The organism is Mycobacterium sp. MS1601, assembly GCF_001984215.1.
Lineage (GTDB): Bacteria > Actinomycetota > Actinomycetes > Mycobacteriales > Mycobacteriaceae > Mycobacterium.
The window spans coordinates 1,134,329-1,147,401 of the sequence record NZ_CP019420.1 but is presented as its reverse complement, the minus strand read 5'-3'; the positions used below and the strand labels follow the sequence as shown (position 1 = coordinate 1,147,401).

Here is a 13,073-nt window from a genome sequence, read left to right as displayed (position 1 = left end):
CGCTGTCAGCGTGACGTTGTGAACGGGGCGCCCAATCGCCGGCCCAGCGCCTTGGCGGCTTCCACTGCCAGGAAGATCGCGACCGCCAGTCCGACGGTCACGCCCCATCCGCGCAGGCTCAGCGGCGCCGAGTGGAACCAGGTGTTCATGAACGGTGTGTAGATGAACAGCGCCTGCAGCAGGATCAGCACCGCCGTCATCCGCCAGATCCACGGATTGCCGTGCAGCACCGCCGGTCGCAGGCTCGAGGCGGTGATGAATCGGCAGTTGAACAGATAGGCCACCTGACCCAGCGTCAGCATGTTCACCGCCGCCGTCTGCACCTGTGCCAACGGGTACCCGCTGGCACGCGCCACGAAGTACACGGCCAACGTCGCACCCGCCACCAGCACCGAGACCAGCGCAATCATCGTCAGGTCGATCGGCGCCACGATGGAGCGTCCCTGCGGCCGCGGTGGGCGGGCCATCAGTCCGTCCTCGGCCTTCTCGAACACCAGCGCCAACGACAGTGTCACCGCCGTCACCATGTTCACCCACAGGATCTGCACCGGCTGCAGCGGCAGCGCGAAACCGAACAGGATCGCCACCAGAATCACCAGTGACTGAGAACCGTTGGTGGGCAACAGGAACAGCACCGATTTGCGGATGTTGTCGTAGATGCGGCGGCCCTCCTCCACCGCACGCTCGATGGTGGCGAAGTTGTCGTCGGCCAGCACGATGCCCGCGGCTTCCTTGGTGGCCTCGGTGCCCTTGATGCCCATGGCGACGCCGATGTCGGCGCGGGTCAGCGCCGGTGCGTCGTTGACGCCGTCGCCGGTCATCGCGACCACCTTGCCTTCGGCCTGCAGTGCGCTGACGATCCGCAGCTTGTGTTCCGGGCTGGTGCGGGCGTAGATGTCCACCTCGCCCGCGACCTGGCGCAGCCGCGGCTGGCTCATCGCCTGCAGATCGGCGCCGGTCAGCACCGGGGGATCGGGCCGGTCGGAAATCCCCATCTCGCGGGCGATGGCCCGCGCGGTGCCGGCATGGTCGCCGGTGATCATCTTGACCCGGATGCCGGCGTTGTGGCAGCTGCTGATCGCCGTGATGGCCTCGGGTCGCGGTGGGTCGACGATGCCCACCACGCCCAGGAGCTCCAGTCCGTCGTCGACGTCCTCGATCCGGATGTCGTCGGTGTCCAGGCTCTGCGGTGCAACGGGTTTGCGGGCCGCCGCCAGCACCCGCAGACCCTGATCGCCGAGCTCGTCGATGCGACGTTCCCAGAAGTCGCGGTCCATCGGCTCGAGCACACCGCCGCGCAACTGAACTGCCGCGCGATCCAGCAACCGGTCCGGAGCGCCTTTGACATGCAGATACTGGCTGCCGTCGGGGCTGGTGTTGCTGGTCACCATGAACTTGTGGGCGGACTCGAACGGGATCTCGGCCAGCCGGGGATAGGCACTGTCGTCGATGCCGGCCTTGACCGACAGGGCGCGCAACGCACCTTCGGTGGGTTCGCCGACGATGCGCCACTGGCCATCGGCGTCGGTCAGCCGGGCGTTGTTGCAGACGCCCATGGTGGTGACGGTGGCGGCGAGGTCGGGGTGGTCGTCGAGCTCGATGCGGGCACCGTCGAGTTCGATGTCGCCTTCGGGGCGGTACCCGGTCCCGGTGACGGCGAACTGGTGTGCGGCGGTGATCACCGATCGCACGGTCATCTCGTTCTGGGTGAGCGTGCCGGTCTTGTCGGAGCAGATCACGTTGACCGCTCCCAGGGCTTCCACCGCGGGCAGCTTGCGGGTGATGGCATTGCGTCGCGCCATCTGCTGGACCCCCAGCGCCAGGGTCACGGTCACCACGGCTGGCAGGGCCTCCGGAATGCCCGCCACGGCGAAACCGATTGCGGCCGAGATCAAGTCGTCGACGGTGAAGTCGTGGAAGATCCGGCCGATCACCAGCATCGCCGCGGCCATGCCCAGCACCGCCAGTGACATCCGCTTGCCGAACTGCGCGAGTTCACGCGTCAACGGCGTCTGGATGCTGTCGATCTCGCTGATCAGTGCCTGGATGCGGCCGATCTCGGTGGCCGAGCCGGTGGCGGTGACCACCCCCACCCCGTGCCCGGCGGCGACGATGGTGCCCGAGTAGACCATCGAGGTGCGGTCACCGAGGCCGGCGTCGAATTCGACGTGGGTGGTGTTCTTGATCGCAGGCACCGACTCTCCGGTCAGCGCGGACTCCTCCACCTGGAGGTTGGTCACCCGCAGCAGTCGCATGTCGGCGGGAATGCGGTCGCCGGAGCTGATGCGCACCACGTCGCCCGGCACGATGGATTCGGAGTCGACGTTGACCCATTCGCCGTCGCGACGCACCTGCGCGGACACCGACAGCATGTTGCGGATGCTCTCCAGTGCCCGCTCGGCTTTGCCTTCCTGCAGGTAGCCGACGACGGCGTTGACCACCGCGACGCTGAAGATGACGGCGAAGTCCACCCACTCGCCGAGGATCGCCTTGAGGACGGCGGCGGCCACCAGGATGTAGATCAGCACGTTGTTGAACTGCAGGAAGAACCGCATGATGGCGGGGCGGCGCTTCTGCTGCGGCAGCCGGTTGGGTCCTTCTGCGGCCAGTCGGGCGGCGGCCTCGGCCGCGCTCAGGCCGTCGGTACTGGTGTGCAATGCCTCGACGATCTCCGCGCGACTGCGGGCATGTGCCAGCTCGGCGAAGTCGGTGTCCTCGATCTGGGTCTGTCGATGCGGATCGGTCACGCCTTCCAGCCTGTGCCGAAATTAGCACGTGCGCAAATTATTGGGCGCCATCAACTACACCCTGTAGTGGACGATTTGGTCGGAACTGGGACACTGTTGGGCATGGGCAGTACCGAGCGCTCCGCCAAGCTCTTCGCCGACGCCTCCGCCGTCATCCCCGGCGGCGTCAACTCGCCGGTCCGGGCGTTCAACTCCGTCGGCGGCACACCGCGCTTCCTGGTCAAGGGCCAGGGCTACCGGCTCACCGACGCCGACGACAACACCTATGTCGACCTGGTGTGCTCCTGGGGTCCGATGATCCTCGGTCACGCGCACCCGGCCGTGGTCGAGGCCGTCACCGAGGCCGCGCAACACGGGCTGAGCTTCGGAGCGCCCACCGCCTGCGAGTCGGAGCTGGCGCACGAGATCATCAGCCGGGTGGCGCCGGTCGACAAGATCCGGTTGGTCAACTCCGGCACCGAGGCCACCATGAGCGCCATCCGGCTGGCCCGCGGCTTCACCGGACGCCCCAAGATCATCAAGTTCTCCGGCTGCTACCACGGCCACAGCGACGCCCTGCTGGCCGACGCCGGCTCAGGTGTGGCCACCCTCGGCCTGCCGTCGAGCCCCGGAGTCACCGGCGCCGCGGCCGCTGACACCATCGTGCTGCCCTACAACGACGTCGCCGCCGTCGAAGACGCCTTCACGACCGCGGGTGACCAGATCGCCGCCGTCATCACCGAGGCCAGCCCCGGCAACATGGGCACCGTCCCGCCCGCGCCGGGCTTCAACGCGGCGCTGCGCCGTATCACCGCCGAGCACGGCGCGCTGCTGATCTCCGACGAGGTGATGACGGGCTTCCGCGTCAGCCGCGGGGGCTGGTACGGCGTGGACCCGGTGGACGCCGACCTGTTCACCTTCGGCAAGGTGATGAGCGGCGGGCTGCCCGCGGCGGCCTTCGGCGGCCGCGCCGAGGTGATGGAGCGGCTGGCTCCGCTGGGGCCGGTCTACCAGGCCGGCACACTGTCGGGAAACCCGGTGGCCATGGCCGCCGGATTGGCCACCTTGCGCAACGCCGACGACGCGGCGTACGCGAAACTGGACGCCAATGCCGACCGGCTCGATGCGCTGATCACCGAAGCGCTCACCAAAGAGTCGGTGGCGCACGTCATCCAGCGGGCTGGCAACATGCTCAGCGTGTTCTTCACCGACACACCCGTCACGAACTTCGCCGAAGCCAAGAACACCGAGACCTGGCGCTTCCCGCCGTTTTTCCACGCACTGCTGGATGCGGGTGTCTACCCGCCGTGCAGTGCCTACGAGACCTGGTTCGTCTCAGCCGCTCTCGACGACACTGCTTTTGAACACATCGCCGCTGCGCTGCCTGGCGCGGCCAAGGCAGCCGCCGAGGCCACCGCGTGAACACCCGCGTCTACGTGATGCGCCACGGTGAGGTGCACAACCCGGAGAAGGTGCTCTACGGCAGGCTTCCGGACTATCACCTGTCCGACCGCGGGCGCGCTCAGGCCAAGGCTGTTGCCGACTGGCTGGCCGACCGGGACATCACCTACATCGTCGCCTCCCCGCTGGAACGCGCCCAGGAAACCGCCGCGGCCACGGCCTCGCGCCACGGTCTGCCCATCGACACCGATGCGGATCTCATCGAGTCGTGGAACGTCTTCGAAGGCCAGCGGGTGGCCCCGGGGGACGGTGCGCTGCGCAACCCGCGCAACTGGCCGCTGCTGCGCAACCCGCTCAAACCGTCGTGGGGGGAGCCGTACAAGGAGGTGGCGCCGCGGATGATCGCCGCGCTGCACCGGGCCCGCGTCGCCGCCGAAGGGCATGAGGCCGTGTGTGTTTCGCATCAACTCCCGGTGGAGACGCTGCGCCGCGCGATGACCGGCAAGAGGTTGGCCCACCTGCCCACCAAGGGTGCGCGGATGTGCAACCTGGCCTCGCTGACATCGTTTGAGTTCGACGGCGACCGGTTGGTCGGCTGGGGTTACGCGGAGCCGGCTGGGCACCTGTGATGCGGTGGTTGGCAGTCCTGGGGTGCGCGCTCATGCTGGCGCTGACCGGCTGCGCCACCGGTGACGACGCCGTGGCCCAGGGCGGGACGTTCGAGTTCGTCGCACCGGGCGGGCAGACCGACATCTTCTACGACCCGCCCGCCGACCGCGGCAACCCGGGACCCATCTCGGGCCCGGACCTGCTGGACCCCGACACGACGCTCAGCCTCGATGATTTCGCCGGCGATGTCGTGGTGATCAACGTGTGGGGGCAGTGGTGTGCACCGTGCCGCACGGAGATGCCGCAGCTGCAAAAGGTGTACGAGGCCACCCGTGACCAGGGGGTGGCGTTTCTCGGTATCGACGTGCGGGACAACAACCGTGACGCCCCCGTCGACTTCGTCACCGACCGCAACATCACCTTCCCGTCGATCTATGACCCGGCGATGCGCACCATGATCGCGTTCGGCGGCAGGTACCCCACCACCGTCATCCCGTCCACCATCGTGCTGGACCGTCAGCACCGCGTGGCCGCGGTCTTCCTGCGCGAACTCCTGGCCGAAGACCTCCAGCCTGTTGTCCAGCGGCTGGTCTCCGAAAGCTCACCAGCGCAATGACAGGCTTCACCGAACTCGCCGCCACCGGGCCGCTGCTGCTGGCTCTGGGGGCGTGTGTGCTGGCTGGGCTGGTGTCGTTCGCCTCGCCGTGCGTGGTGCCGCTGGTCCCGGGCTACCTGTCCTATCTCGCCGCGGTGGTCGGAGAAGAACCCGTGCGCGGCGGCGAAACCCAGGTGAAGACCGGGTCGAAAATGCGCGTGGCCGGGTCGGCGCTGTTGTTCGTGGCGGGCTTCACGGTGGTGTTCATCCTCGGGACCGTGGCGGTGCTGGGTATGACGACGTCACTGATCACCAATCAGGTTGTGCTGCAACGTGTCGGCGGTGTGCTGACCATCATCATGGGGTTGGCGTTCATCGGGTTCATCCCGGCCATGCAGCGGCAGGTGAAGTTCACGCCGCGGCAGGTGTCCTCCGTGGCGGGCGCGCCGCTGCTGGGCGCGGTGTTCGGGCTGGGCTGGACACCGTGCCTGGGGCCGACGCTGGCGGGTGTCATCACGGTGGCCTCGGCCACCGACGGTGCCAGCGTGGCCCGCGGAGTGACGCTGGTGATCGCCTACTGCCTGGGGCTGGGGCTGCCGTTCGTTCTGCTGGCGTTCGGCTCGTCCTGGGCAGTCGGCGGGCTGGGCTGGCTGCGACGCAACACCCGCACCATCCAGATCATCGGCGGCGTGCTGATGATCTGTGTGGGCGTGGCGCTGGCGACGGGATTGTGGAGTGACTTCGTCTCCTTCGTCCGTGACGCCTTTGTCAGCGATGTGAGGCTGCCGATTTGATCGCTCTGATCCGCAACACCTGGCGTGCGCTGACGTCCATGGGCACCGCGCTGGCTCTGCTGTTCCTGCTGGCGGTGGCCGCGGTGCCGGGCGCGCTGGTGCCGCAGCGCAGTCTCAACGCGGGCAAGGTCGACGAGTATCTGGCCGAGCACACCACCATCGGGCCGTGGCTGGACCGCTTCCAGTTCTTCGACGTCTTCTCCAGCTTCTGGTTCACGGCCATCTACGTCCTGTTGTTCATCTCGCTGGTGGGCTGCCTGACCCCGCGGATGATCGAGCACGCCAAGAGCCTGCGGGCCACGCCGGTTGCGGCGCCACGCAACCTGGCGAGGCTGCCGAAACACCACACCGCCGACGCCGTGGGAACCCCGGACGACGTAGCCGAGACCATGGTCAAGGAGCTGCGTGGGTGGCGAAAGATCGTCCGCAAGGACGGCGATGTCACCGAGATCTCGGCGGAGAAGGGCTATCTGCGCGAGTTCGGCAATCTGGTGTTCCACTTCTCGCTGCTCGGCATCCTGGTGGCCGTCGCGGCCGGAAAGCTCTTCGGCTACGAAGGCAACGTCATCGTCGTCGCAGGCGGGCCCGGGTTCTGCTCGGCCTCACCCGCGGCGTTCGATTCGTTCCGGGCCGGCAACACCGTCGACGGCACCTCGCTGAACCCGATGTGTGTGCGGGTCAACGACTTCGAAGCCCGGTATCTGGACAACGGGCAGGCCATCGGGTTCGCCGCCGACATCGACTATCAGTACGGCGAGGACCTGACCACCAACACCTGGCAGCCCTACCGGCTGGAGGTCAACCATCCGCTGCGGGTGGGCGGTGACCGGGTGTACCTGCAGGGCCGCGGATTTGCCCCGTCGTTCACGGTGACGTTCCCGGACGGGCAGACCCGCAGCCAGACCATCCAGTGGCGCCCCGAAGACCAGACCACCTTCCTGTCCTCCGGCGTGGTGCGCATCGATCCGCCCGCGGGGATGTACCCCGACGACGACGAGCGCCGTGACCACCAGATCGCGATCCAGGGCCTGTTCGCGCCGACAGCCTCCTTTGACGGGACGCTGCTGTCGTCGAGTTGGCCGGAGCTCAACGACCCGGCGGTGGCCGTCGACATCTACCGCGGCGACGCCGGCCTGGACAGCGGGCGACCGCAGTCCATCTGGGACCTCGATCCGCGGCTCATCGACCAGGGCCGGCTCACCCGGGAAGAACGGGTGAATCTGCGGGCCGGTGAGTCGGTGACGTTGAACGACGGCACCCAGATCCGCTTCGACGGTGCCACTCCGTTCGTGAACCTGCAGGTGTCGCACGACCCGGGCCAGGTCTGGGTGCTGGTCTTCTCGCTGGCCATGATGGGTGGGCTGTTGGTGTCGTTGATCATCCGTCGCCGCCGGATCTGGGTCCGGATTGCTCCGGCCGGCGGCAGCGGTACCGTGAACGTCGAGCTCGGCGGCTTGGCGCGGTCCGACAACTCCGGCTGGGGTGACGAGTTCGAGAAGTTGACGGAGCGTCTGCTGAGCAGCAGCGACACCCCGTCCAGAGAGAAGGTCCGATGAACTCCGATCACGTCGATCTCGGTCTGGCCCAGTACTCGGACTGGGCGTTCACGACGTCGACCCTGGTGCTGATGGTGGCCATGCTGCTGCTGGCCGTCGAGCTGTCCTACAGTCGCAGCCGCAAGGTCGCCGAACGCGAACTGGTGGCGGCCGGGGTCAGCTCCGACGGCGACCGGCCCGGGCGGATCGCCGAGGTCCCCAAGCGCTCGGCGGATGAGCGCATCGGCCGCACCGGCATCGCGTTGGTCTACGTCGGCATCGCCGCGCTGTTTGCGTGCATCGTGCTGCGCGGGCTGTCGACCAGCCGGGTGCCCTGGGGCAACATGTACGAGTTCATCAACCTGACCTGCTTCTGTGGTCTGGTGGCCGCGGCGTGGGTGCTGCGCAAGCCGCAGTTCCGGTCGTTGTGGGTGTTTGTGCTGCTGCCCACCCTGATCCTGCTGACCGTCTCGGGTCAGTGGCTCTACACCCACGCGGCTCCGGTGATGCCGGCGTTGCAGAGTTACTGGCTGCCCATCCACGTCTCGGTGGTCAGTCTCGGGTCCGGGGTGTTCCTGGTCGCCGGAGTGGCCAGCATCCTGTTCCTGCTCAAGCTGTCCCGGTTCGGCAAGGGTGACGGTGCGGTGGCCCGGGTGGTGCAGCGCCTTCCCGACGCGCAGACGCTCGACCGGATCGCCTACCGCACCACCATCTTCGCGTTCCCGGTGTTCGGGTTCGGCGTCATCTTCGGCGCCATCTGGGCCGAGGAGGCATGGGGCCGGTACTGGGGCTGGGATCCCAAGGAAACGGTGTCCTTCATCGCGTGGGTGGTGTATGCCGCCTACCTTCACGCCCGTTCGACCGCGGGCTGGCGGGACAAGAAGGCCGCGTGGATCAACGTCGTCGGCTTCGTGGCCATGGTGTTCAACCTGTTCTTCATCAACCTGGTGACCGTGGGTCTGCACTCGTATGCCGGGGTGAGCTGAGTTTCAAAGGAGTTTGTTCGTGTCTGACCTTCCGAGTGGTCCAGGAGCCCGAGAGACGAGGGGGACGCAGGGCCGCGACCATGAAGCACCGCCGAATGCCGACGGCCGCCACGGTCGGGAGAATGCCCCTCGCGAAAACGACGAGCCGACAACATGGTTCGCCGAACAATCTCAAGACGAGCCGCAACGGGCCGAGCCCAAGACGGAGTACACCGAGTTCCACACCCCGGGGTACGGCACTCCGGTGATCAGCGACGGCCCGCCAAGGCCGGTGACCGGGTTCCGGTCCGAGCATCGGTTCAGTGAGCCCACCGGACTGCCGAGGCCGCCGCGCTGGAATCCGCCGCCGCCGCAGTGGAATGCGCCGGCGTCGGAACCGCGGACCGAGCAGTTCCACTACCTCAGCCCAGAGCGCCTGGAACCGGCGCCACGCGAGCCTGCGGTGGCCGAGTCCGCGCTGCCCGTGCCGTACCGCCAGGAGATTCCGCAGACCCCGTATCCGGATCTGTCCACCAGCTCGTTGCTGCGCGAGGTCAAACCGGTGCCGGCCAGCGGATGGCGCCGACTGCTGTACCTGGCGTCGGGCAAGCTGATCAATGTCGGCGAGAGCCCCAAGGACATCCACCAGAAGAACCTCGTCGCCCAGGTCAACCAACCGCTGGCGGGCTGCTACCGGATCGCGGTGGTCTCACTCAAAGGCGGTGTGGGCAAGACCACCATCACCGCCACGCTGGGGTCCACGTTCGCGTCGCTGCGCGGAGACCGGGTGGTGGCCGTCGACGCCAATCCCGACCGCGGCACCTTGAGTCAGAAGGTGCCGCTGGAGACGCAGGCCACCGTGCGGCACCTGTTGCGTGACGCCGGGCGGATCCAGAGTTACAGCGATATCCGGGGTTACACATCGCAGGGTCCCAGCCGGCTGGAGGTGCTGGCCTCGGAGACCGACCCGGCCGTCTCGGAGGCGTTCAGTGCCGACGATTACGCCCGCACATTGGAGGTGCTCGAGCGGTTCTACAGCCTGGTCCTCACCGACTGCGGCACCGGTCTGATGCACTCGGCGATGGCCGCGGTGCTGGCCAAGGCCGACACTCTGGTGGTGGTCAGTTCAGGTTCGGTGGACGGGGCGCGCAGCGCCTCGGCGACGCTGGACTGGCTGGACGCGCACGGCCATCAGGAGTTGGTGCGCAATTCGATCGCGGTGATCAATGCCGTGCGGCCCCGTTCGGCCAAGATCGACATCCAGAAGGTGGTGGATCACTTTTCGCGTCGCTGCCGTGCGGTGCGGCTGGTGCCGTTCGACCCGCATCTGGAAGAGGGCGCCGAGATCGACCTGACGCGGCTGCGCAGGGACACCAGAGAAGCGCTGGTGGAGTTGGCTGCGGTGGTGGCCGACGGGTTCCCCGGCCCGAACCGGGATTCCGCGAGTTGGTAGCTGCCGGGTCTTAAGTCCGCGGCTTGTTGTCCGGGTGGTTGAGCCGCCACAGGAACTCGGGATCATCGTCGGGGCCGATGGTGCGGGGCCGCGGGCGGTTGGCACGCGCTTTGACGACGCGCCAGCCGATGTACACCGCTGCGGCCAGTAGAACCACGAGGACCAGGAACGACACGAAACAACCTCCTTCTACCGAATATACGCGTGTCGGTAGGCTCGGGTTCGTGGTTGAACAGCCCCGTACCGCTCAGATGGTGGCAGATGTCGCGGCCTACCTGGTCGCACGACTGCTGTTGGTTGCGGTGCTTGCCGTGGCCATCGTCTTCGGGGCGCGGCTGCTCGGTATCGAAGAGTTCCCTGTGGTGATCGCGGTGCTGTTCGCGATCGTGATCGCGTTGCCGTTGGGGATCTGGGTGTTCGCGCCGTTGCGCAGGCGCGCGACCGCCAGCATTGCTGCCGTCGACGAGCGGCGTAAGCGTGACCGTGCCGAACTGCAGGCCCGGCTGCGCGGTGAGGACCCGTCGGACAAGTGACCAGGGTTGCGTTCGGCGCCGAGTTCTGCGGAGCCGAAGGCTACCTCGATTCGCCGACGGTGGGTCTGCCGCCCAGGTTCGTCGTCGACGCTGTGTCGGCGCATGTGCACAGCTGGGGGCGTGGCGAGCTGTACGCGCCGGATATCGACCGTGACGTCGAGGCGGCCCGGGCCGGTTACGCGTCGTTGGTGGGTGTCCCCGCGCAGTCGGTGGCGATCGGTGGCAGTGTCTCGGCGCTGCTCGGTCTGATTGCCGCCGCGGTGCCCGACGGTGCCCGGGTGCTCACCGTCTCCAAGGAGTTCACCAGCGTCTCGTTTCCGTTCGCTGCGCAGTCGGCGCGGGGTGTGACCGTGACCGAACTCGAGCCCGCGGAGGTGGAGCGCCGGGCAGGGGAGTTCGACGTCGTCGCGGTCAGCTTGGTTCAGTCGGCCGGCGGGCGCACCCTCGATGTCGACACGCTGCGAGCCAACGTGGGTGACGCACTCACCGTCATCGACGTCACGCAGGCGCTGGGGTGGTGCCAGGTGGACGTGTCCTGGGCGGACGTGACCGTCGGAGGCGCCTACAAATGGTTGTTGGCCCCGCGCGGGATGGCGTGGATGTCGGTGCGTGATTCGCTGCTGGAGAGCATCACTGCCCACGGCGCCAATTGGTATGCCGGCCAGGATCCGTGGTCGACGGTGTATGGCCTGCCGCTGCGCCTGGCGCCCGGTGCGAAGCGGTTGGACACCTCACCGTCGTGGATCAGCGCCATCGGCGCGGGAGCCGCACTGCCATGGCTGGCCGGACTGGATCGGGCGGCGGTGCACCGTCACACTGTGGGGCTGGCTGCTGTGGTGCGCCACCATCTGGGCCTTGCTCCCATCGAGTCGGCGATTGTCTCCATACCTGTTGCGGGAGCTGAGGATCGGTTGCGTGCGGCCGGCATCCGGGCCGCCGTGCGAGCGGGCGCGGTGCGAGTCGGTTTTCATCTCTACAACACCGGCGAAGATGTCGAGCGACTGTTGGACGCACTGCGCTGACACGCCAAAAAGCGCCCCGGAGGGCGCTTTTCGGAGTGGGTCGTGTCAGCGGACGTTTACGTACACCGTCTTGGTGTTCTGCGGCGCGAACTGGTTGTCCGAGTTCGGGCCGTAGCCACCTTCATTGCCGGCGTTCGGATTCGTGTGGCTGAAAGTGGGACCTTGGCCGACGGAGACGACGCTGGCTTCGCTGAGCGGGGCGTTGGACAGGCGGTTGACGATCACCTTGTAGCCCTGGCTCTGCAGCGAGCTGATGGTGTCTTGGGCGTTGCCTGCTCCGGTGGGGGCGGCGATCGCCGGTGCGGCCAAGCCAAGCAGAGCGGCGGTGGCGGCGGTTCCGATGAGTGTGGCTACTCCTAGCTTCTTCATGTTCGTGTTTCTCTCTGGTTTCGTGCTGGTGCGAATCGTGCCTCGCAGTAAGACCTGTGGGTCGCGGTTCGGATCGGGTTTCGTTCCGGTCTGGTGGTTGTAACCAGCAGGTCAGGGGATTAATTCCATGGCAGTGATTTGTCGTCAGCTGGCAGGAACTGTGCGGTGCGGCCGTGTTCGCGGACTCCGTGGGGCCGTATCAGGTGATGCGCGAAGCGTTACCCACAGCAACGTGCGCCACATCACTGATGTCAAGTTTGGTTGACGGCTGGAGAGTGTCAAGTTATATTGACGAGCATGAATCAGTCGCTTTCGCTCGATCAGTCCGAGGAACTCGGCAGTGTCGATCCGGCCGTCGGGCTGCGCGCGGTCGGAGCGTTGCAACGGCTCCAGGTGCGGCTGGAAGCACTGCATGTCGCCAACGCCCGCGAACAGGGCTGGAGTTGGCAGGCCATCGCCGACGCCCTGGGTGTCAGCAGGCAGGCCGTCCATCAGAAGTACAACCGGAGGCGCTGATGTTCGAGAAGTTCACGAAGGAGGCCAGGGCGGCCGTGGTCCTGGCGCAACAAGAGGCCCGTGACGCCGACATCGGTGAGATCAGACCTGAGCACCTGCTTGTCGGGGTGGTGCAGAGTGCGGGTCGTGATCTGGCGGCGGTGCTCTCGGAAGCCGGCCTCACCGCCGACGCGCTGCGGGTGCGCCTGAGTTCCGCAGGCGACGACGTCGACGAGGACGCTGCCGCGCTGCGCGCCATCGGCATCGACTTGGATGCCGTGCGGGACGCGGTGGAGCGGGGTTTCGGTCCGGATGCCTTCGACGATGCGGTGCGCAGTTCGGGCCGGCGCCAGCGCCGCCGCGGTCACCTCCCGTTCACCAGACCGGCGAAGAAGGTGCTCGAGCTCGCCTTGCGGGAAGCCTTGGCGCACAAGAGCAGAGAGATCCGGGTCGAGCATGTGCTGCTGGCGATCCTGCGCGGCGACGACACGGCGACCGTCGAGCTGGTCACCGACTTCGTCGACGCCGCGCACTTGCGTGTCGCTGTGGCGGCCTTGCTCGACGAAGCCGCTTGAT

The 13,073-nt window shown here is 67.3% G+C and carries 14 protein-coding genes; 11 read left to right on the top strand and 3 right to left on the bottom strand.

Features of this window, described 5'->3' with window-relative positions; genetic code table 11:
• Positions 1–5 precede the first annotated feature (5 nt).
• Positions 6–2,747, bottom strand: coding sequence for a cation-translocating P-type ATPase (locus tag BVC93_RS05510; RefSeq protein ID WP_083736290.1), 2,742 nt, complete (start codon positions 2,745–2,747; stop codon positions 6–8).
• A gap of 102 nt (positions 2,748–2,849) precedes the next feature.
• Between BVC93_RS05510 and hemL the strand changes: the two genes are divergently transcribed.
• Genes hemL through BVC93_RS05475 form a run of 7 tightly spaced genes read left to right on the top strand, consistent with a single transcriptional unit; the run spans position 2,850 to position 10,078 of the window.
• The gene (gene hemL / locus BVC93_RS05505; RefSeq protein WP_083736289.1) at positions 2,850–4,148 is read left to right on the top strand and encodes a glutamate-1-semialdehyde 2,1-aminomutase; all 1,299 of its coding nucleotides are present in this window, start codon (positions 2,850–2,852) and stop codon (positions 4,146–4,148) included.
• A 17-nt stretch (positions 4,149–4,165) separates the two neighbouring features.
• Positions 4,166–4,756, top strand: coding sequence for a histidine phosphatase family protein (locus BVC93_RS05500; protein WP_083740820.1), 591 nt, complete (start codon positions 4,166–4,168; stop codon positions 4,754–4,756).
• Positions 4,756–5,352 carry a TlpA disulfide reductase family protein gene (locus BVC93_RS05495; RefSeq protein ID WP_192860206.1) on the top strand — a complete coding sequence of 199 codons (597 nt, stop codon included), beginning with the start codon at positions 4,756–4,758 and terminating at the stop codon, positions 5,350–5,352. The genes BVC93_RS05500 and BVC93_RS05495 overlap by 1 nt, the downstream gene beginning before the upstream one ends.
• Positions 5,349–6,125 (top strand): cytochrome c biogenesis CcdA family protein, encoded by a 777-nt coding sequence (locus tag BVC93_RS05490; RefSeq protein ID WP_083736287.1) that lies wholly within the window; start codon positions 5,349–5,351, stop codon positions 6,123–6,125. The genes BVC93_RS05495 and BVC93_RS05490 overlap by 4 nt, the downstream gene beginning before the upstream one ends.
• A 38-nt stretch (positions 6,126–6,163) precedes the next feature.
• Positions 6,164–7,681, top strand: coding sequence for a cytochrome c biogenesis protein ResB (gene resB / locus BVC93_RS05485; RefSeq protein WP_083740819.1), 1,518 nt, complete (start codon positions 6,164–6,166; stop codon positions 7,679–7,681).
• Positions 7,678–8,646: a c-type cytochrome biogenesis protein CcsB gene (gene ccsB, locus BVC93_RS05480; RefSeq protein WP_083736286.1), complete on the top strand. Its 969-nt coding sequence runs from the start codon at positions 7,678–7,680 to the stop codon at positions 8,644–8,646. The genes resB and ccsB overlap by 4 nt, the downstream gene beginning before the upstream one ends.
• Positions 8,647–8,665: 19 nt before the next feature.
• A complete protein-coding gene (locus BVC93_RS05475) occupies positions 8,666–10,078 on the top strand; it encodes a MinD/ParA family ATP-binding protein (protein WP_236950255.1) in 1,413 nt (470 codons plus the stop codon).
• A 10-nt stretch (positions 10,079–10,088) separates the two neighbouring features.
• On the opposite strand, the gene BVC93_RS33490 is transcribed toward BVC93_RS05475, so the two are convergent.
• Positions 10,089–10,253 carry a hypothetical protein gene (locus tag BVC93_RS33490; protein ID WP_192860205.1) on the bottom strand — a complete coding sequence of 55 codons (165 nt, stop codon included), beginning with the start codon at positions 10,251–10,253 and terminating at the stop codon, positions 10,089–10,091.
• A 76-nt stretch (positions 10,254–10,329) separates the two neighbouring features.
• Between BVC93_RS33490 and BVC93_RS05470 the strand changes: the two genes are divergently transcribed.
• Both BVC93_RS05470 and BVC93_RS05465 read left to right on the top strand, forming a co-directional pair.
• Complete coding sequence (locus BVC93_RS05470) at positions 10,330–10,611, top strand: DUF4229 domain-containing protein (RefSeq protein WP_192860354.1); 282 nt, start codon at positions 10,330–10,332, stop codon at positions 10,609–10,611.
• Complete coding sequence (locus tag BVC93_RS05465; RefSeq protein WP_083736284.1) at positions 10,608–11,633, top strand: aminotransferase class V-fold PLP-dependent enzyme; 1,026 nt, start codon at positions 10,608–10,610, stop codon at positions 11,631–11,633. Before BVC93_RS05470 ends, BVC93_RS05465 begins: the two co-directional genes overlap by 4 nt.
• 45 nt (positions 11,634–11,678) lie before the next feature.
• On the opposite strand, the gene BVC93_RS05460 is transcribed toward BVC93_RS05465, so the two are convergent.
• Positions 11,679–12,002, bottom strand: a complete 324-nt coding sequence (locus BVC93_RS05460) for a hypothetical protein (RefSeq protein WP_083736283.1) — start codon at positions 12,000–12,002, stop codon at positions 11,679–11,681.
• A gap of 297 nt (positions 12,003–12,299) precedes the next feature.
• On the opposite strand from BVC93_RS05460, the gene BVC93_RS05455 reads away from it, so the two are divergent.
• On the top strand, positions 12,300–12,518 hold the full coding sequence (locus tag BVC93_RS05455) for a helix-turn-helix domain-containing protein (RefSeq protein WP_083736282.1): 219 nt from the start codon (positions 12,300–12,302) through the stop codon (positions 12,516–12,518).
• Entirely contained in the window at positions 12,518–13,072 is a 555-nt protein-coding gene (locus tag BVC93_RS05450) for a Clp protease N-terminal domain-containing protein (RefSeq protein ID WP_083736281.1), read from the top strand. Before BVC93_RS05455 ends, BVC93_RS05450 begins: the two co-directional genes overlap by 1 nt.
• Position 13,073 lies beyond the last annotated feature (1 nt).